Source organism: Bremerella sp. TYQ1, from assembly GCF_020150455.1.
Lineage (GTDB): Bacteria > Planctomycetota > Planctomycetia > Pirellulales > Pirellulaceae > Bremerella > Bremerella volcania_A.
In genome coordinates, this window is record NZ_CP083740.1 from 4,973,513 (window position 1) to 4,992,959 (window position 19,447).

Annotated in this window: 22 protein-coding genes; 15 read left to right on the forward strand and 7 right to left on the reverse strand. The window is 52.8% G+C overall.

What is annotated here, in order from left to right:
* Positions 1-66 precede the first annotated feature (66 nt).
* Entirely contained in the window at positions 67-1,440 is a 1,374-nt protein-coding gene (locus LA756_RS20165; RefSeq protein WP_224436531.1) for a Gfo/Idh/MocA family protein, read from the reverse strand.
* Positions 1,441-1,641: 201 nt separating this feature from the next.
* Between LA756_RS20165 and LA756_RS20170 the strand changes: the two genes are divergently transcribed.
* The 5 genes from LA756_RS20170 (at position 1,642) to LA756_RS20190 (ending at position 5,807) form a co-directional block, all read left to right on the forward strand.
* On the forward strand, positions 1,642-2,076 hold the full coding sequence (locus LA756_RS20170) for a hypothetical protein (RefSeq protein ID WP_224436532.1): 435 nt from the start codon (positions 1,642-1,644) through the stop codon (positions 2,074-2,076).
* A gap of 562 nt (positions 2,077-2,638) precedes the next feature.
* On the forward strand, positions 2,639-3,598 hold the full coding sequence (locus LA756_RS20175; protein WP_224436533.1) for a DUF1559 domain-containing protein: 960 nt from the start codon (positions 2,639-2,641) through the stop codon (positions 3,596-3,598).
* Positions 3,599-3,637: 39 nt separating this feature from the next.
* Complete coding sequence (locus LA756_RS20180) at positions 3,638-4,060, forward strand: hypothetical protein (protein ID WP_224436534.1); 423 nt, start codon at positions 3,638-3,640, stop codon at positions 4,058-4,060.
* A gap of 327 nt (positions 4,061-4,387) precedes the next feature.
* Positions 4,388-5,380 carry a DUF1559 domain-containing protein gene (locus LA756_RS20185; protein ID WP_224436535.1) on the forward strand — a complete coding sequence of 331 codons (993 nt, stop codon included), beginning with the start codon at positions 4,388-4,390 and terminating at the stop codon, positions 5,378-5,380.
* Between the two features lie 34 nt (positions 5,381-5,414).
* Positions 5,415-5,807 (forward strand): hypothetical protein, encoded by a 393-nt coding sequence (locus LA756_RS20190; protein WP_224436536.1) that lies wholly within the window; start codon positions 5,415-5,417, stop codon positions 5,805-5,807.
* 86 nt (positions 5,808-5,893) lie between these two features.
* On the opposite strand, the gene LA756_RS20195 is transcribed toward LA756_RS20190, so the two are convergent.
* Positions 5,894-6,652, reverse strand: a complete 759-nt coding sequence (locus tag LA756_RS20195; protein ID WP_224436537.1) for a rhamnogalacturonan acetylesterase — start codon at positions 6,650-6,652, stop codon at positions 5,894-5,896.
* A 95-nt stretch (positions 6,653-6,747) separates the two neighbouring features.
* Positions 6,748-7,998 carry a Gfo/Idh/MocA family oxidoreductase gene (locus tag LA756_RS20200; RefSeq protein ID WP_224436538.1) on the reverse strand — a complete coding sequence of 417 codons (1,251 nt, stop codon included), beginning with the start codon at positions 7,996-7,998 and terminating at the stop codon, positions 6,748-6,750.
* A gap of 221 nt (positions 7,999-8,219) precedes the next feature.
* Between LA756_RS20200 and LA756_RS20205 the strand changes: the two genes are divergently transcribed.
* From LA756_RS20205 to LA756_RS20240, 8 genes are all read left to right on the forward strand, one after another.
* Positions 8,220-9,470: a sialidase family protein gene (locus LA756_RS20205; protein WP_224436539.1), complete on the forward strand. Its 1,251-nt coding sequence runs from the start codon at positions 8,220-8,222 to the stop codon at positions 9,468-9,470.
* A 113-nt stretch (positions 9,471-9,583) separates the two neighbouring features.
* Positions 9,584-10,252, forward strand: a complete 669-nt coding sequence (locus tag LA756_RS20210; protein ID WP_224436540.1) for a helix-turn-helix transcriptional regulator — start codon at positions 9,584-9,586, stop codon at positions 10,250-10,252.
* 235 nt (positions 10,253-10,487) lie between these two features.
* Complete coding sequence (locus tag LA756_RS20215) at positions 10,488-11,114, forward strand: ECF-type sigma factor (RefSeq protein WP_224436541.1); 627 nt, start codon at positions 10,488-10,490, stop codon at positions 11,112-11,114.
* A gap of 162 nt (positions 11,115-11,276) precedes the next feature.
* Positions 11,277-11,825 (forward strand): rhodanese-like domain-containing protein, encoded by a 549-nt coding sequence (locus LA756_RS20220; protein ID WP_224436542.1) that lies wholly within the window; start codon positions 11,277-11,279, stop codon positions 11,823-11,825.
* 138 nt (positions 11,826-11,963) lie between these two features.
* Positions 11,964-12,464 (forward strand): DinB family protein, encoded by a 501-nt coding sequence (locus LA756_RS20225; protein WP_224436543.1) that lies wholly within the window; start codon positions 11,964-11,966, stop codon positions 12,462-12,464.
* Between the two features lie 96 nt (positions 12,465-12,560).
* Positions 12,561-12,905 (forward strand): YciI family protein, encoded by a 345-nt coding sequence (locus LA756_RS20230; RefSeq protein ID WP_224436544.1) that lies wholly within the window; start codon positions 12,561-12,563, stop codon positions 12,903-12,905.
* A gap of 95 nt (positions 12,906-13,000) precedes the next feature.
* A complete protein-coding gene (locus LA756_RS20235; RefSeq protein ID WP_224436545.1) occupies positions 13,001-13,786 on the forward strand; it encodes a hypothetical protein in 786 nt (261 codons plus the stop codon).
* A 32-nt stretch (positions 13,787-13,818) separates the two neighbouring features.
* Complete coding sequence (locus LA756_RS20240; protein ID WP_224436546.1) at positions 13,819-14,775, forward strand: SGNH/GDSL hydrolase family protein; 957 nt, start codon at positions 13,819-13,821, stop codon at positions 14,773-14,775.
* On the opposite strand, the gene LA756_RS20245 is transcribed toward LA756_RS20240, so the two are convergent.
* The 3 genes from LA756_RS20245 to hpt are packed head-to-tail and all read right to left on the reverse strand — an operon-like array spanning position 14,757 to position 17,177.
* On the reverse strand, positions 14,757-15,410 hold the full coding sequence (locus tag LA756_RS20245; RefSeq protein ID WP_224436547.1) for an exopolysaccharide biosynthesis protein: 654 nt from the start codon (positions 15,408-15,410) through the stop codon (positions 14,757-14,759). The genes LA756_RS20240 and LA756_RS20245 overlap by 19 nt on opposite strands.
* Positions 15,411-15,468: 58 nt before the next feature.
* Positions 15,469-16,650: a glycosyltransferase family 4 protein gene (locus tag LA756_RS20250; protein ID WP_224436548.1), complete on the reverse strand. Its 1,182-nt coding sequence runs from the start codon at positions 16,648-16,650 to the stop codon at positions 15,469-15,471.
* Positions 16,647-17,177 (reverse strand): hypoxanthine phosphoribosyltransferase, encoded by a 531-nt coding sequence (gene hpt / locus LA756_RS20255; RefSeq protein ID WP_224436549.1) that lies wholly within the window; start codon positions 17,175-17,177, stop codon positions 16,647-16,649. Before hpt ends, LA756_RS20250 begins: the two co-directional genes overlap by 4 nt.
* A gap of 116 nt (positions 17,178-17,293) precedes the next feature.
* Between hpt and LA756_RS20260 the strand changes: the two genes are divergently transcribed.
* Complete coding sequence (locus LA756_RS20260) at positions 17,294-18,211, forward strand: metallophosphoesterase (RefSeq protein WP_224436550.1); 918 nt, start codon at positions 17,294-17,296, stop codon at positions 18,209-18,211.
* 9 nt (positions 18,212-18,220) lie between these two features.
* Here LA756_RS20260 and LA756_RS20265 read toward each other — a convergent pair whose 3' ends face one another.
* Entirely contained in the window at positions 18,221-18,484 is a 264-nt protein-coding gene (locus LA756_RS20265) for a DUF4190 domain-containing protein (RefSeq protein WP_224436551.1), read from the reverse strand.
* Positions 18,485-18,685: 201 nt separating this feature from the next.
* Between LA756_RS20265 and LA756_RS20270 the strand changes: the two genes are divergently transcribed.
* Positions 18,686-19,447 (forward strand): alpha/beta hydrolase-fold protein, encoded by a 762-nt coding sequence (locus tag LA756_RS20270; RefSeq protein WP_224436552.1) that lies wholly within the window; start codon positions 18,686-18,688, stop codon positions 19,445-19,447.

Here is a 19,447-nt window from a genome sequence, read left to right on the forward strand (position 1 = left end):
CCCTAAAAAAAGCCGCCAGCGGTTGCTGGCGGCGTAGATGGTTTGACGTTGAACGATCGCTGGGGACTAGCCCATTTGGATCTCGTAGCCTTTGCGGCTTTCGCGGGAGAGGAACGAGTTGGCTTGGTCGTCGCCGATAATTTCTCGTTTGGCTGGATCCCAGTTGACTTCTCGACCGAGTCGCATGGCGATGTTCGAGAGGTGGCAGATTTCGAGCATGCGGTTGTGGCTCCACACGTCCGAGATCGGCTGCTTGCGAGAATCCATGCACTCGATGAAGTTCACGCTGTGGTTGGCAGGAACAGGACCGCCGTAAACCTCTTCGATCGCACCTTCGGGAAGCGGGTTGCTTTCCAGGGCTTCGATTGGAGCACCGACGATTTTGCCGCGGTTGACGAAGAAACGACCTTCGGTGCCTTCGAAGAGAATACCGTTGTCCCCTTCGCTGGTGATGATCATTTCGACATCGTTTGGCATATCGACTTGGATGTTGAACTTGGTGGCGACGTTGTAGCGATCGTGCACGACTGGTTCGCCATCCTTGTATTCGCAAGCCAGTTCAAAGTCGAGTGGCTTGACTTTGCTTGGACCGGTATCGGTGGCACCCAATGCCCAGCAAGCGATATCGACATGGTGAGCACCCCAGTCGGTCAGTTTACCGCCGGAGTATTCGTGCCAGTTACGGAACGAGTAATGGCAGTTGCTGTAAAGCGGAACGCCGCCGCCGTAACCTTCGCGCATTTGTGGCAACGCACGGTAATCGACTTTCGGTGCTGGGCCGAGCCACAGATCCCAGTCAATCGTTTCCGGGACGTCGGCCACAGGAATGACGGGAGATGGAGTCATGCCATTGATGCCGCACTTAACCGACTTCACTTTACCGATGCGGTTGTTGCGAAGCATGGCGACCGCTTGCAGGAATCGCTTGCCTGATTCGCTACGCTGCATGGTGCCGACTTGGAAAACGCGACCGGTTTCCTTGACGACTTTTTCGATCAGCTTACCTTCGGCGATCGTCAGCGTGAGCGGCTTTTCGCAGTAGACATCTTTGCCGGCATACATTGCTTCGACAGCAACTTTGGTGTGCCAATGATCCGGCGTGGCGATCATCACGGCGTCGATATCCTGACGGTCCAGGATCTTGCGATAGTCCTTGTAAGCGTCTGGCTTTTTGCCTTGCTTCTTTTGTACTTTGGCGACGTTGTCGTCGAGCACCTTCGAGTCGACGTCGGCCAATGCGACGAAGTCGGCGTAAGGAGTGGTCTTGTTGGTGATGGTCCAGCCTTGGTTGCGAAGACCAATCGTGGCGAACGTCGGGCGATCGTTGGCGTTCTGGAAACCAAACGCACGATTGGCCGATGGAATAATGACCGTAGCAGCACCCGCCGCGGCAACTCCCTTAAGGAACTGACGGCGCGAACTGTGAGAATACTTGGACATAACTGGAATCCTTTTCGGGACGCTAAGGCAATTGGGGGTCAGGTAGGGATATTCCAAGGGCGGACTTTGGAGTATTCACCCTGGATTATCTAGGCAGGATAGACTCTCTAGTATAGCAGAGAACGGCCAGGGATACAGTTTTATGACAGCAGAGGTGGCTGCAGACGATCTGCGCAAAATCGCTTGCTGGAGTAGGTATCGATGAACGAGAGATATGTGAGCGAACTTGCCGAAGTGCTCGGTTGGCCGCAGCCGAAGTTCTTCCAGCACTCTTTGGAAGGCGACGCAGCTGAGCGGTACGGAAATCAAGTTGTGCGATGGGCCGAATGTCGCATCGACGGAGGCGTCTTCCTGCAGATTAACCATCATCCTGTTCGTCCCAACGAATACTCCCTCTGCGTTTATGCCATGCGATATCGTATCTGCAGCGGGTGGCGATATCTTTCCTTGGACACGAGCAAACGACAACGTAGTCGTGTCTTTCGGCAGTTGCGTCCCTTCTATGACTTGCGGCATTTCGAGGATGCTCCGTTGCGAAGTGCCTATCGAAGCGAATTTCCCGAATCTCAAGGATGGACTTGGAAACGGATCCAGCAGGAAGGCTCGCGACACTATACGGAAGAGATTTTTTCTTAGAGGTGAAACGCGTCTGTGTTACGGTCGAATCAGCGTTGGTGCATATCGGACAGCAAATATTGAATACGGGAAGAGCTTGGAAGATGCAGCTAGGCATTAGCCATTAGCATTGCCAATGGATGCGTTTGGGGCGACATCTTGCCCGGTAGCGAGAACGATATCGCGCAATGCATTGTCGAATAATGGTTTACGGTAAGCCGTGGCTTGAGCTTCGCAAAAGTTAGCCTGTTAATCCTTATGGTATGCCGTAAATAATATTGCGCAAGAGAAAAGTTCAATTAAATTGAAATAGGCATGCGCAATGCCAGGAAATTCTGGTATGTTTTGAGTTATTCCGATTTAGCCAGCGAATCGGTGTCGCGGTTGTATCGAAATCCTTTTCTTCAATTCCTTTTCACTAACGAATTCACGTCCTCCTTCCATCTCTGCGCGGTCATTCTCCCCCGGTCGCCTTGAGGGAATCGGCGTAGTTCCAACAGCAGGTGCGCGGCGACTGTTGATTATCTGCAGGCGCTCGGGCTCCACTTTTCCTTTTCCTTATTTCATCTTGGGAGATCGTGTTATGAGAATGCGCTTCGCGCGATCGGGTTTTACCTTGGTCGAATTATTGGTGGTGATCGCCATCATTGGTGTTCTAATCGCTCTGCTACTTCCGGCTGTACAGCAAGCACGAGAGGCGGCCCGGCGGATGCAGTGCACCAACAATCTGAAACAGTTGGGTTTGGGCCTTCACAATCATCACGATACATACGGTCACTTTCCGACAGGCTATGAGTTTCGATCCGGTTTCACCGATGGCGATCCTCAATGGGGGTGGGCCGCATTCCTGATGCCGTTCTTGGAACAGGAAACCGTTTACGATGCCCTTGATCCTGCCAATCAAACGGTGGCCACCGCGATCGCCAACGCGAATGATCTTGCCGTGATGCAAACACCGCTGGACATGTTCCGTTGCCCCTCCGACACCGGGCCAGACTTGAACAATCAGCGCGAACTCGTCGATGAAGCAACGGCCGTCTCGAATTACATCGGTTCGAACTCCAGCGACTTGGCTTGCCGCGACGACGGGATTCCTGGGGGTAACTATGGCGCTGACGGAATCTTCTGGGAAAACAGCGAATGCAACTTCTCGGATATCACCGACGGAACGTCCAACACGTTTGCCATTGGCGAACGATGCTGGAACATGAACCGCACCAATGGAACCGGTAAAGCAAACTACTACGCAGGGAATATCTACGGCGTAGAAGGTCGCTTGGTAACAGGGGGTAGCCCAATCTCGACACGAACGCTGTACTCCGTTCTCGGCGGTACGGTACGTGCGCTGAACTATGCACGAAACGACGCTTACGAAAGCTCGTCGTACAGCAGTCTTCATCCAGGCGGCGTTCAGTTCTTGTTCTGCGACGGCAGCGTTCAGTTCATCCCCGAAACGGTGCAATTCGATACCGACAATACACCAGATACCGTGCTGGAGTTGTTGGTTTCGCGGAACGATGGTCGCCCTGTCACGATTCCTTAATTCGATTAAGAACTGCTTAGCCTAACAGGAATGATTTTTATGCGTTTGAAGATATCAATCACGAGTCAGGCCCTCATGCTGCTGGGCCTGACGATGTTTGTCGTCACGCTTTCAAGTGGCTGCGAGTCGATGGCTTCGGTCGATGCGGCCGAGGCACCGGTGAAAGAGTTCGTCGAATCGAAAGGAGGAATGGTTGAACTCGAGGGAGGGCATATCGTCGTCGTTTGGTGCGAGAGTGCGAACCTTCAAGATTCGGACGTCGAGCAGTTTGCGGCACTGCCTCAAATTAAAGAACTGCATTTGAACTACAACGGCGACTTGACCAATGCTGTGTTCAAGATGCTCGACAACAAGCCTACGTTAGAAACACTCGAGTTGGCAGAAACGAAAATCACCCAGCGTGCCGCTGACAACTTCCGCGAAGTGCACACGGAAATGAACGTTTCCGGGCCAGGCGTTTAAGGCAAACCAAGCCAGGGCCAGCGTACCGGTCCTTGAAAGAAACCGGAGAGTGAAAGCCGAGCATGGCTTTTGCGACTCCGGTTTTTTTATGGGCGAATGGTGCGATGCCTGTTCGATGCGGTTTCGTTTGATGTCTCGGGATAGCATTAACGATTTTGAAATGCGTTTCGCACAAAGTTTGTAATTTGTCATCTGGAAATTGTCTTTTTCGGTCAAATGGGTTGGCCGTGGCGACAAGACGTTGGTGGTCGGAAAGTGCGCAAGTAGCTTGTCTGTGTTCGTCGGTAATATTTTTTAATTTTTACTGCTACACAAAGGAGCGTCGCTATGAGCGCACAAGCGAAGCGGACCGGGTTTACCCTGGTTGAGTTATTGGTGGTGATTGCCATCATCGGAGTCTTAATTGCCCTATTGCTGCCGGCTGTACAGCAAGCACGAGAAGCGGCTCGTCGTACCAGCTGCCGTAATAAGATGAAGCAGTTGGGTTTAGCTCTGCACAACTATCACGACACGTTTAATGTCTTTCCGTCGGGCAATATGAGCCGCAGTGGCTCGACGACCGACTGCACGCCCGATGGCGATCAGTGCCAGGACGGGATGGCTTCGTGGACCGTATTGATTCTTCCGTTCATCGAACAAGGCAATCTGTACAACCAGTTCGATTTTCGAGTGCCGCTGTATTGGGGCTTCAACGACGATTTCACGGGGACGAATCCAAACTGTGGCTCGAACAACGTCAACTTTGCACCGCAGACAACCTCGGTGGACGCGTTTCACTGCCCTTCCGATCCGTTGGCGACTGGGGATAGTTTGACGAACAACTATATGGGCGTGATGGGGGGCGATACCTTCCCGGCATACAACAACGGTTCGGCGTACAACTGCCGCATGAACAATTCGCGTCTGAACTACAACAACGGGATGTTGTATCTCAACTCGAAGACCGGTTTCCACAGCGCCACCGACGGTTCGTCGAATGTCTATTTGATTGGCGAAAGCAAGTACTTGTTCCAGCCTAACTTCTGCTGCGAAACGGCGACTTGGGCCTCGGCGGCGCGTATCAATAACGATGACTCGTTGCTGTTGAACATTGTGGCTTGCACCTTCCAGCCGAATACGGGCGACAGCCCGCTGAACAACAACGTTCACATGTGGGACGAGATGCCTGGTACGGTTGGCAGCTGGCATCCTGGTGGTTGTCACATGGCAATGGGCGATGCTTCGGTGCACTTCATTAGTGAAAACATCGATATCACAACCCACCGGAATTTGAGTAAGCGTAGCGATGGTTTCCCCATCGGCGGCTTTGGTGATCTCTAATTTAGTAGTTGGGCTTTAGAAAAGGAGAATTGCCATGATGCGTACGCTGATAATCCTCACGCTGTTTTCTGCATCCGCATTGGTCGGTTGCAATGGTCCGACGACCGATGGACCAGAACGCTTTCCGTTAACAGGAAGCGTGACCTACAAAGGTTCGCCGCTGCCAGCCGGGAAAATCTACTTTGAACCAGACGGGAAGAAGGATAACTCCGGGCCAATGGTTACCGCGGAGATCAAGGATGGCAAGTATGAAACGCCGGCTGGGAAAGGGACCGTGGGAGGTCCGCACGTCGTTCGTATCGACGGATACGACGCCAAGAACGTGACCGAGCACGATCCGCTCGGCAAGGCCCTATTCATCAATCACATGATTGAAGTGAACTTGCCCAAGGAAAAGGGAACCGAAGACTTCACGATAGAAAAGTAAGCTCGACGGAAGTGCAGATTCCAACGAAGGAGGCCGACATCTTGAAGTCCGGCCTCCTTTTTCGGGGCAGCTGCATTTTTGAATAGTTATTGCTGAAAACGCTCGATCGCTTCTTCATTGGTGGGCAGATCGTCTGTGAAAACGGGCTTCAAGTTGGGCATCACTTTCACAAGCTCACGAGCAACAATCGGTCCGAATAGTTGACTGCCGGCCGAATTGAAGTGCGTTCGGTCAATCGTCCCGTCGGAAGACTTGGGACGCATCTTCTCGCAGCCTTCAGGGCCAAGGGTTTCGTAGATTTGTATTGAGATCGTATGCAGATCGATAAGCGGAACCTTCTTGTCGGCAGCGACGGCTTTGGCACCTTCCACGTATCCACCGAGGATCGATTCGATCTTGGTTTCCTCTTCATTCCAAAGACGTCGTGATATCGAGGTGACGATAATCGGTTGCGTGCCGTTCTCTCGTGCTTCGTCGACGTAACGTGCTAGGTTTTCACGATAGGTCGTCCTTGGATCGGTTTCTCGGGCGGGGCCCTTGCCGGGCATGTCGTTGTGCCCGAACTGAATCAGAATGAAATCGGGCTTATCTTCGAGGACTTGTTTCCAGCGTCCTTCGTCCCGAAAGCTTTTGCTGCTACGGCCTCCCATGGCTCGATTAATGCAGACGGCATCGTCGGTAAGCGACTTGGCGAAACCGACACCCCAGCCAGAACGGTCAGTCACCGTGGAATCGCCCGCCAAGACAATCTTCACCGGCTCCGTTTGATCGGCAGCTGAGGTGGAGGTTTGATTGCCGGTAGCAGAAACAACGGCAACGAGCATCGCGAAAACAATCTTCTTCATGGCATGAGCAAACATTGAGGGATGGAGTGGGTGAGGCCTTCATTGTAATCGCCACGAAGTCGCTCGCATCCCTCACGCTTCACCAAAGCTGATCGCTAGGATGCACGGCCGAAGTTAGGGACTTTCAGCTGTTCACCACCTTTGAGCGAGGACTGATGAGCCACGATCCCAGGGGCCGTGTAAGCAACGGCCTCGTAGACATCGACGGCCGGGCGACGGTTATTTGCCAACGAGTCGATGAATTCATGCGTGATGAAAGTATGCGATCCTTCGTGACCACTGTTGTGCCGCAACGGTTCTGGAAGCATATCGGTCTGCCACCAGGCAGGGACCGAATACTTTTCGTACTTGGGTAAGTTACGGACGAAGCCGCCGTCATCTTTCTCGGTTTGATTGCCACTGCGAACAACGATCGGGCCAATACCGTTAGGGTCGTGACCATAGAAGCTCATTTGGTCGCCTACCCATTCGGCGCGTTCCCCGCCGCGATGGGCCCCTTTCCACCAGACTCGCATGTTGAACGAAAGTCCTGATTCGCTTTTAAAGTTGGCCGAGCCATTCCAGAAGGGGTTGTTGTAGGCGTTATCTTTCAGGCACTCGGCATCGTCTCCCCAACCTTGGCAGGCAACCTCAGTGAGTCGCTCGCCGGTAACGCCGACAAAGTGGGCCGTACAGTGCGTTGGGTAGTGCATCGGTGGAAAGCCATATCGCCATGTCCGTTTGCCGTTTTCCATGAATAACGAATCCAATCCGTCATGTTGATAGGCTGATTCGCAGTAGATCAGCTGGCCGAATTTTCCTTCCTCGTACATCTTGCGAGCCGAGATCGTGCTTTGCTGCCAGTAACTAGTTTCAGCCATCATGAAGGTGAGCCCGGTTCGCTTGACCGCGTCGATTAACTGCTCGCACTCTTCCAAGTTCATTGCCGCAGGCACCGCGCACAAAACATGTTTGCCAGCTTCCAATGCCGCAATCGAGTGCGGGACATGGTTCGGGGCTTCGGTGAAGATCGCCACGGCATCAATGTCTTTGGCGTTGGCCAACATCGCTTCCAGCGATTCGTATTTCGTCGAACAGCGATACGTCTTGCTCAGTGCGTCGAGTCGTTCAGGACGGAGCTCGGCGACCGCGTTGACTTCGCACATCGGATGTTCATGAAATTGAAATCCTAAGCCAAAGCGTCCTCCGGCAATGCCCAGGCGAACTTTTTTAGGCGGGTCGGCAGCATGAACCGCGGCAGGAAGAACGAGGCCTGCCCCAGCGGCAATGCCTCCGGTAGTACGAAGGAAGTTTCGGCGACTAACGTCACCGGAGACCGAACTCGATTGCGGTTGAGAAAACGACATGGAAGATATTCCTTCGCGAAAAGGCGGTTGTCGTGAATCAGGCAGGCAAGCATCTCGATAGCGACTTGCCCGGGTAGGTTTCGCCAGTTTATCGCGTTGAGATGATGATGTCACGTGGAATCTTTTGGTGCTTCAAAACTCTTTTCAAGTGGAATTGCCCCGTCTGACGGGATATCCTGGGCGAGAACGCCCGCCTGACTGTTGCGAATGGATTTCTTTTTATGCCAATGAATGTTCCGCTCTCACGCCGCCATTTTCTTGCTGGAACGATAGGCTCGCTTTTGGCGAGTTGTCACTTATCCGCCGCCCAGCCGAGCGATTTGTTGAAGCAAATCGAAACGCAAACGCTTTGGCGAAATCGAGATGGCAAATCGACGACGTGGTTTCATCCTCGAGCTTGTTTAGTGCCTGGCCCGGACGAGAAGCCATCAGTATTGATGACGATGCAAGAGATTGCCGGCTCTGACTATTTTGGTCCTGTCCACTGGACGATGACCGACGACAAAGGAGAAACGTGGACTAAGCCGAAGTTGATACCAGGTTTCGACCGCAAACCGGTTGCGGGGCATGAAGGCTTGATGGCTGGCGTATGCGATGTCGTTCCGCAGTATCATCCGCAAACCGATACGACCCTTGCCCTGGGGCATTGTGTTTACTACCGGGGGCCACGGTTTTCGCACAACGACCAGTTATCACTCTTTCCGACTTATTGTGTAAGGAAGAGCGATGGCACTTGGAGCGATCGAAAGAAGCTGGCATGGAACGATCCACGCGGGGCGTTTATCTATACGAATAACTGTGGACAGCGTGTTGTCTTGCCGGACGGTGATATCCTGTTGGCGTTTACGTTTGGACCGAAGGCAAGTCATCGGATGGTAGCTGGCGTGCGATGTGGTTTTGATGGAGAAACGCTGGAAGTCAAAGAGGTGGGACCAGCGATCGAGAATCGCGTTAAGCGAGGACTCTTGGAGCCCTCGGTAACTCAGTTTCAAGATAAGTACTTCCTGACCATTCGAGCGGAAGACGATCGCGGTTATGTTGCGGTAAGCGACAATGGGCTTCATTGGGAAGCCAAACAGCCATGGTGTTGGGATAATGGTAAACCGCTAACCATGTCAACAACCCAGCAGCATTGGTTGACCCACAGTGACGGACTTTACTTGGTGTATACGCGGAAAGCGGAAGAGAATCAGAACGTCATGCGTTGGCGGTCGCCACTATACATTTGCCAGGTCGATCCAGAAAAACGTGTCCTGCTTCGCGAGACGGAACGCATCGCGTTGCCTCTTGTCGGAGATGGTGTGCGAAACCCGGATGATGTCGCGTTAATGGGGAACTTCCATACCGTTCACGTTTCGCCGCACGAATCGTGGGTCACGGTTGGTGAATGGTTGCCCAAACGAAACGCGAAAGGAAATACCTTGTTGGCGAAAATACTTTGGGCTCGTCCAAATAACCGCTGGATGGCGTAGTTGCTTCGCGACCGAATGTTGTGCCGAAACATGAGACGCGTGTTCGCCGTATTCGCTATTTCTGGTAGTCTCGCAGCCAAGGCTTTGAATTTCTTCCGTACCAAGGCAGTCGTATGGGACGCAGTGCCACAGGCGTTTTAACACGGCCAGGCATATTAACTCAGATGTTGCTCGATCTGGATCTGCAGCGGTCGGAACTGGCTGAGCTGCTGCAGGTAAGCGTGCGGACGATCCACAATATTGAGTATGGCCGTAAGCCGGTCAATCGTGAGGTGCTTGATCGCCTGGCAGTTATCGTCAGCCAGCATTGGTCGCAGAAGTATGGAAGTGATCAGCCGAAGGTACTGACAGCCGACAGCTTTATCACAGAACCTGATTCGGTCGCGGCGGCGCTGCTGCAATATCTGGGCGTGAGGGAATCAGACGTCTTACTGGTCGGTGAAAACGTTGCCGCTTCCACTGTATCTCAACCGAGTACGTCTGGAGGTAAGTCGCCGGTCGATTTTGGGGAAGTGCTTTCTCGAATGCATCAAGGTTTCGAGTTAAGCGAGATGAAAGAGGTGCAGCTGCTGCGCGATCCCAACGAACAAGTGGTGATCGTTAGCTCCGTCATGACGGCCATTCATCCACGCAATCGCCGCGAGCTCGACTTCAAGGCGTTTCTCGAAATACGGATGGATGGAAATCAGATTATTTCGCTCGAGTCGGTTTACGATACGCAGCTTCTGGCCACTTTTATGCGAACGGGTCAAATTCCAAGAAGTTCGAGACGTTCCGTCTGAAACAGGCCTTGTTTAGATTCAGTTCCGATTGAGTTCCGATTGGAAAACGTTTTCGATGCCTTCGTGATATTTTGTCCTCACAGTGTCTTGCCGAGCAAAGTTGTGAGGGCAAATCGATCAGCCTCACTGTGCTGAATGGTCTGTCCATGCAGCTGCCAAGCACTGCATGGGGCAAAGCGTTCATTTCGGAAAATGGGCGGGATGGACGCTTTCCCTTTTTTAGGAGAAGGGGGCGATGCGTTTTCAATATCCCAATGATCGTTTGCAAGAGTTGCTACCGTCCGATGCGGAGCGAGATGCTTCGTGTTTGAAGGATTGGATGAAATGGCTGCAGTCGGAAATGCAGGAATCGGAAGAAGTGCTGTGGAATCGATACTTCCGTTACTTGCGTGCGAAAGCTCGTGGCAACTTGCTAGCAACCCATTCACATCGGCCCTCGGGTATCGAACAGTTCGCGGTCAATTGTCTTTTTGTCGGGACGCGAGAGAGTCGATTTCCGAGCTGGAGCGAAAAAGGTGATCTCTGGAAACCACTCTTGTGGCAAGCTGCCCAGCATGTGCTGGAATCCGACCGAGGTATTCACGGTCATACGCCCCACAATGTTCGCTTTCGAGAGTGCTTAGGGCTCGAACCCTCCGCGCAGATTGTCCAAGCGTTTGCCAAATTGCTTGTTCTGCGGCTGAGTCATTTGCCAGATGCGCGGACGTTATTGGTGGCACGCCTATTTCTAGAAGGAACATCCTCGCAGCAGATCGGGGAAATTCTCAACCTTTCGTCTCGTGAAGTTGCGGAACAGTTGGAACAGATTCGTCTACGATGGCAAATGAGAAGTGGCGAGGGGCTGCACGACTTTGCTCGGTGAGAAACGTATCTTGTTCGGTCGAAAGAGCTTCCGATTCGCTGTTCATGGCGGCTGAATAATTCTACGGGAATTTGAAATCTGCATTAGGCTTTGTGTCGTCGTCTTGGGTAGGGGAGATTGCGTCCCCCGCTTATTCATCGATCGATTCCCAGGAGACGAATCATGCGTGCAATTTTGGCAACTTCCGTATTGCTTTGTGGGCTTGGATTTTTGATCGCTGGAACCGTACTGCAGCGGGAATCTACGGCGGCAAATGTCAATGAAGAAAACCCCCAGATCGACTATCAAGGTTTCCTAAAACAGGCCCAAGAGGTTGCTCAGGTACGCGAGAAACGGCGTATCTCGGAAGCGGAGTTTCTGCGGATGCTGGAAGACTCTGAAACCGTGTTTCTCGATGCCCGTAGCAAAGCGATGTACGATTTGTTGCATGTGAAGGGAGCCGTTCACATTTCGCTGCCAGATATGACGGAAGAAGATTTGGCGAAAGTGATTCCTGATAAACAGACCAAAGTCGTAATTTACTGCAACAACAATTTCAAGAACGAGCCTACCGCATTCGCCACTAAGGCGCCTGTGGCATCGCTGAACTTGAATACTTACAACACGCTGTACAGCTACGGATATCGCAACATTTATGAATTAAAGCCGTTGCTCGATCGAAAAACGACCAAGATCCCCTTTGCCGGAAGTCTTGTCGAAGATCGCAAATAAGGGTGGTGGACTCCTTCATCATGATAGAATGCGTTGGTTGTTTTTGAAAAAAGTCAGAGGCTTTGTCGATTCGCGTCGGCGCCGTTCGATTAGATGGTAGAAGCGAGCTTCTTAGTCTATATCAGCGGAGTTATCGGTATGCGACCCTCAGAAATCATCGAGCGATCCCTGACTTTCAGTTACGAATGGATCTTGCCCCTCGCGGAAGATCTTGCCGACGCACCCTTCACCGATCCGACGGGCAGTCAGGGAAATCATCCGACTTGGATTTTGGGGCATATGACGTTTTCTAAATCGGGGCTTCTGGCGATGATCTCTGGCCAAGAGAGCCCCGTTGCAGATTGGAAAGAGCGGTTTTCAGGTGGGACGCAACCGAGGTATGAAGCGTCGTTCTATCCCGCCTACGATACAATTTTGCAGGCCTATCGCGATACGCATCAACAGGCGTTGTCGTTGCTTCAACAATTGGGCGACGAGCGTCTCGACGCGAAGCCGTTGTTTGTTTGGGAGGCAATTGCCGACGACCCCGACTTTCAGACCAACGCTCGATTGTTTCTATTTATCGCGATGCACGAGATGTCGCATCGAGGTCAGTTGGCCGATGCCCGCAAAGTGCTGTCTCGAAAACCCTTCGCTTGAGCCCTCCCGATTCGCGTCGATAGAATTGTGCTTGGCCGACGCCCGCCGGGAGTAATGCCCTCGGTCGCTTGCGACTTACCTGAAAGTGAGATGGTTATGAAATACATGCTGTTGATTTATAGCTCCGAGTCAGATTGGACCCCGGAAACTCGTGAAGCTTGCATGCGAAAAAGTATGGGGATCTGCGACGAACTGGAGCGTGAAGGAAAGCTGGTCGCATCTTCTCCGCTGCAGTCAGTTTCGACGGCGAAAAGTTTGCAAATTCGTGACGGCCAACAACTTGTCACGACAGGGCCATTCGCGGAAACAACCGAGCAACTCGGCGGTTATTACATCTTGGACGTCGAGAGCGAAGAAGAGGCAATCGCCATCGCGGCTCGCCTGCCGCCTGCTTCGGTCGGGACGGTCGAGATTCGTCCATTGGAAGCGTTGCCGGAATAGCGGGAAAGAGAGTCCTTCCCGCGGGAAACTCCCCCGATTATGATCCAGGCAGTGTCTCTTTCGATGCTGAACAACCGAATCGGGGGCAGGTGCCAATGGGGAGTATCTATGATCTGCCAACGTGGAGCATCGTTGGCTGCATATTGCTGTTAACGTTTATCGCCAACGAAATCGGTTTCCGATTCGGATGGCAAGATCGGGCCAGGGAGTCGGACGGCTCAAGAGCGGTCAGCAATGGCCTGAAGGCAAGCATTCTCGGACTTGCCGCGCTGCTGCTGGGCTTTTCATTTTCGACGACAAGCACCAAGCACTATCAGCGGCAACGGCTTGTCCTCGATGAAGCCAATGCCATCGGAACGTGCTACTTAAGAACCGAGTTGCTGGAAGCCCCGCATAGCCTGGAAATGCAGCAAGGGCTTAAGCGGTTTACAGAGCAGCGACTAAGGTTCTTCGAGTTCGGACTCGACCCTGCGGTTTCCACTGAAACGCTACAAGAGATGGACCGCGAACTCGATCAGCTTTGGCAAACATGTTCCGCTGCGACGCGCGAGCAGTCGGATCGAATGTTGGTCAGTCAGATTGTTCCATCTCTGAACGAAGTGATCGACTTAAACGCGACGCGAACCTGGTCGACACGCAATCATATGCCGCAAGCGGTACTCATTTTGTTGACGGTATGTATTTTGGTTTCCAGCGTGATTACTGGGCATTCTTCGGGACAAGTCGGTAAAAGATATCTATGGTTATGGATAGCGTTTAACCTGCTTTTGACGCTCGTGCTTTTCGTTATTTTGGATTTCGATCGACCACGTCGGGGGCTAATTCAAGTCGATCACCAGCCCCTCGTCGAGTTATATGAATCGATGGAAACGGAAATGTAGTTCGGACAATCCGGTTCATTCAGGAGCATGTTGTGCCAACCCTTTCGCGACGACTCATTGTCTTAATTTCTACCGGGGTGTTCGTCGTTTGCTTTGCGATATTCTACGTCCAGTATTTCATGCTTCGCCCTATCGGAAGCGGACCTGCTGGACCGGAAGTTCCTGCAGAGCCGTTTGATGAGATATGGACCGAGCAGCGAGTCGTTCTGCTGGGACTTGGCGACAGCATTACGGCAGGTCTAGGAGCCGATTCGCAGGATCACACGTTTTTTAATCGACTCGTCGCGAACCCGGCCGATGAGTTCGATGACATGCAGGGCAAGTCGCTCTCGCAGGTGATTCCTCAACTCGAAGCCACGAACCTTGCTGTCTCTGGTTCGACATCGAAAGAGCATAGCCGCCTCATCGAGGATCGCTTACCGCAGTACGACCCGGATGTCTTCGGGATCGTTGTGATGACAAGTGGCGGCAACGATCTGATCCACAGCTATGGCCGGCGACCACCCAAGGAGTGTGCCATGTATGGTGCGACGTTAGCGGAAGCCGAGCCTTGGATCGCCTCGTTCCGAGTTCGACTCGGCGAAATGCTCGACAAGATTGAGTCGGCATTCCCGGGCGGATGCGAGATCTACCTTGCCGATATCTATGATCCGACCGACGGCGTAGGTGATGCTCCGAGTGTTTATCTTCCCAATTGGCCTGACGCTTTGGCCATTCACGGGCGATATAATCAAGTCATCCGTGAAGCGATTGATGATCGGCCGAATGTGTTTCACGTCCCGCTACATGAAGCGTTCCTAGGGCATGGATCGCATGCGACGCAGTTTTGGCGATCAACCTATGTGGCTGATGATCCCCATTATTGGTTCTTTGAAAATATCGAAGACCCGAATGACCGCGGCTACGACGCCATTCGCCGCTTATTTCTCAATGAGATCGTCGAGCATTCTCAGTTGCACCGAGCTGCAGATCAGAACGGCCAGAAGTAGACCGCTACGGCAACCGCCGCACAAGAGACTGCGAAACCGAGAAGAACCATCACGCCGTCGCGAACCGTCATCCCTAAAGCAAATAATGCGATCGCAGTTCCTGGAATGGCCACGGCAAACGGCAAGAAGGCCAAAGGAACGAAAAGTGACGCGAGAAACGCAATGACAAAGGCAATCACGTAGTGGAAAGGAGCCTGGGTTAAGAACTGCAGACGACTCTCGGTAAAACCTTCAAGCCACTTCGCCCAAGGAAGTGATTTGTCAATTCCCTCGGTCATCGTTTCTCGTGAGAAAGAGAATTCAAGCAGACGTTTGGGCAGCCACGGATGGCCGTCGGAAAAGACCATTTGGACAGCAATCAACATCAGCACACATCCGGTAACGATCGACATTCCGGGAATTGCGCCAATGGGGGATACGGCCATGATAGCTGGCACTAACAACAAAGGGCCGAAGCTTCGGCTGTTTAGTGCATCGAGCGTGTCGTCGATGGTAACTTCGTCGCCATCGGTGTTCTCTTTCATTTGCTCGAGAATATCGACAAGGCCTTCTGGCTTGTCTTTTTGCTGCGAAGACTCGTCCTTCTCCGAGCTTTGGCTTTCGTTTCGTTGATCGTCGGACGTTGCGGTAGACATCGTTTGCTCTGAGATAAAGTGGTTGCTTATATCCAGAGAACAGCAAAATGCATGCCGATTAGCGGAGGCGCTTGGTTTCCATCAAAGAGTGAAACAGTGCGACGTGGTCTTCTGCATTGCGTTTCAGGCTGAAATGCTCGATCACGCGTTTCCTTGCGGCCGTCCCCAATTGTCGGGAAAGGTCCTGATTTTCCAGGATCCGAATCAGTTGGTCCGCCAGACGGTCAATCTCGTCAACTGGAAAGATCAGTCCTGTTTCTTCCGGATCAATCAAGATACGGTTCCCAGGAATATCGCTGACAACACATGGCAGATTTGCGACCATTGCCTCGAGCAAAGCAATCGACATTCCTTCATGAAGCGATGGCAAAACGAATGCATCGGCAGCGGCCAGAACGTCTTCCACGGTATCAAAAGCGCCTGGCAGCAAGATTCTGCTTTGCAATCCCATCGCACCGATCATCGAGGAAAGTTCGCCTTCTTGCGGCCCTTCGCCGATGAGCCACAGCCGCGCCATCGGGAATCGCTGTAAAACACGAGGCCAAGCACGAACTAATTTGGTGAGCCCTTTTCCAGGATGCAATCTGCCGGTGAAGACAACCAGCGGAGCCGATTCGGCCAGGGTTAAAATGGGATTGGCGGTGGCTAAAGCTTTGCGTGCTTCTTGACGTTGTACGTCGGTCTTAAGAGGCCCAACTTTCACACCGTTGGGAATGAAGCGGATTTTGTCGCGGTCGAACTGTGCGGCAGCCATCTCATCGAATATCTGTTGACTTGGGGCGACAAAGCCATCCGCTTGTTGGCAACTCCGCCGGATGCGTTGCCCGAAATTGGCAGACTCATGGAATGCACAATCGCCAGTCTCTCCGGCGCCTTCCGCCCGCAGCACCACGGGGACGTTACTGTTGAGAAACCGGGAAGTCGCAACAACCGCACTATGCTTCAGCATAGAAACATAGACGGCGTCGAGGTCTTGTTCGTGACTACGTAGCCAACGACCGAGAGCCATCATGTAGCGGACAGTTCCCCATCCACGCACGGAAGGATTGGGCAGGCGAATTACGGGAATACCACGATGTGTGATTTGCTTCGGCCAATCGGGATGCCACTGCGCGGTGACGATCTGAACTTGATGGCCTTGCTGGGTGAGCTCTTCCGCCAAGTTAGCCATGACCATTTCTGCACCCCCGACCAGGGGCCAGAATCGACGTGTGACAAGTGCCAGGCGAAGAGAGGTCATGCGAGCGAAGCGATTTCGTGGTCTTCCAGCGCCGCGACATACGGCAAGTTGCGGTACAGATCTTGATAATCCAAACCGTACCCCACGACGAACTCGTTGGGAATATGAAAGCCGACAAAGTCAGGCCGAATCGCCACTTCGTGTCGTTCCGACTTGGAAAGCAAGACCAGCGAACGAACCGAGGTCGGTTGATGTTCGCGAATGCTTGCCAAGACGTTTTCCAGAGTGTGCCCGGTATCGAAGATATCGTCCACCACAAGTACGTCTTGCCCGGCAATCTGCGGCATCATATCCAGATTCAAAGCCAAATCGCCGGCCGACGTAGCCGTTCCGCGATAGCTTCTGGCCTGCATCACGCCCACCTTCAGCGGCATTTCGAGCTGCCGAATCAAATCAGCCATCAGCACCAGGCTACCAGTCATGACCCCCAGCACAGTCAGCGGTTTGTCACCGTATGCTTCGCGAAGTTCCGAGGAAAGCTCGCAAACGCGGGCTGCAAGTTCGTCCGTTTCGATCAGAATACGCAAGGGCTGTTCCTGAGTGGGGGGATCCGCGTTTCGTCGATAGGACGTTCATTGTAAGCTGTCTCCGGATGAAGCTGTAGAACCCAATCGACAACAAGATTTCGATGGCCTGAGCAACTATGTACGACGTAATTGGCGATATTCACGGGCACGCGGACGAACTGCGTGAATTGTTGGAACTGTTAGGTTATTCCGTTCAGAATGGAATGTACGGGCATTCCAAGCGGAAAGTGATCTTTCTAGGCGACTTCGTCGACCGCGGGCCGAAGATCCGAGAAACCCTCGATATTGTTCGGTCGATGGTTGATGGGGACGCGGCTCTTACGGTGATGGGAAATCATGAGCTTAACGCAATGGCTTTCCATACGCCGCACCCCGCAAAACCGGGCGAGTTCATTCGCCCTCACACGCCAAAAAATGAGAAACAACATTCCCAAACGCTTATACAGCTAAGTGATTCGCAGCTGGCCGACGCACTCCAGTGGTTCCGCACGTTGCCGATGTGGCTTGAATTGGACGGACTACGAGCGGTACACGCTTGTTGGGATCCGATTGCGATCGATCACATCGAGACCGAGTTGGCCCACACCGGGGGAATTACAGAAACGTTTCTTCACCGGGCATGCACGCCGGGCGAGGCATTGTTCGCTCAGGTCGAGACCATTCTTAAAGGCGTGGAAATGCCGCTACCCGGCGGCGTCAGCTTTCTCGACAAGGATGGCCATGCTCGCACGAAGACACGTACGCGGTGGTATCTTGATCCGGCTGGGCATACGTATGGAAGCTTTGCGATGACCGATGAGATTCGCTGCGATACTCCACTCGACGAGAATGTCTTGCGAGAGTCGCGGCATTATGCCGAGACCGAGAAACCGGTGTTTCTCGGTCACTATTGGTTACGCCGAGACACGCCACAGCGATTAGCCAAGAACGTGGCATGTCTCGATTACAGCGTCGCGAAAGGCGGATTTCTGTGTGCCTATCGCTGGAACAGAGAGCACGAACTGCAGGACGAAAACTTCGTTCATGTCCGATAAAGCCGGCTACTAGTTAGCGACGGCAGCCATTCCGCCGGCCATAACCATGATGCCGACTTGGACGATAATACCCAGCAACGTCAACACGCAGCCAACGATACCCAGGATCATGCCGATCTGAGTCATCTGCTTGCCTTCAGGGTCCATTCGACCAGCTTCGATTTCGGCCATATCCTGCGACCCCATATACCATGCGATTGGAGCACAGATACAACAGCCAACAAGTCCCAAGATGCCCAAGACCAAAATCAGAACGCCACGGTGCGGTTTCATGCCAGTGTTTCCTTACTAATTAAGTACGTCTGTTTGCCGTCGGAAGAGTATCGGAGTCAAGGCTGGATGCCCTCGGGGAAATATCATATCAGGTCCCCAAGCCAATTCCCAGCGACGAAATATCGATAGCCGCCTCGGCTGGTGATGGACTTAGCGGTTAATATAAAGATGTATTCTAGTGGGATAACCAGGAAGCTCTTCATGCCCGATCAAGCCACCTATGGAAACTGGAAAGAGGTCGTCGTCGATGGCCATACGTGCGAATTATTCGAGCCAAGCCAGCGGAACGAACATGGATATGTGGCAATCTATCTGCACGGAGTTCACCTAGGCAAACTGTGGAACAGCTCAGCATTCGTCGAGCAATTCGAACGATTGGGGCTGCCAGTGATCGCTCCGGTAACCGAGCGAAGCTGGTGGACCGATCGAATTTGTCCAGAGTTTGATCGCGAGCGATCCGCTCAGACTTATTTGCTAGAGAGTGTGCTTCCGTTTGTGGAAGCGGAATATGACGCGAAGACGCCAAAGATTGCTCTGTTTGGGACGAGCATGGGGGGGCAGGGATCGCTGAGGTTTGCGTATAAGTTTCCTGATGTCTTTCCGGTCGTAGCGGGGGTGAGTCCGGCGATTGATTATCAAAATCGGATGCGGGAAGACGAAGAAGACAACCTCTGGCAAATGTATGACAACGCCGAACAGGCCCGGCAAGATACGACCACCCTTCATATTCACCCATTGAATTGGCCTCGGAATCAATTCTTTTGCTGCTGCCCCGAGGACACCTCTTGGTGGGAAAGCTCCGATCGATTACGAATGAAATTGGAATCGCTCGGGGTTCCTCATTCGTGCGATCTGGAAACCAAGGGAGGGGGGCATGGCTTCAATTACTACAGCTTGATGGCCCCGAAAGTGGTGCAGTTCCTGTGGGACTCGCTAGAAAAAGAACGCCGCCGAGTGGTTTAG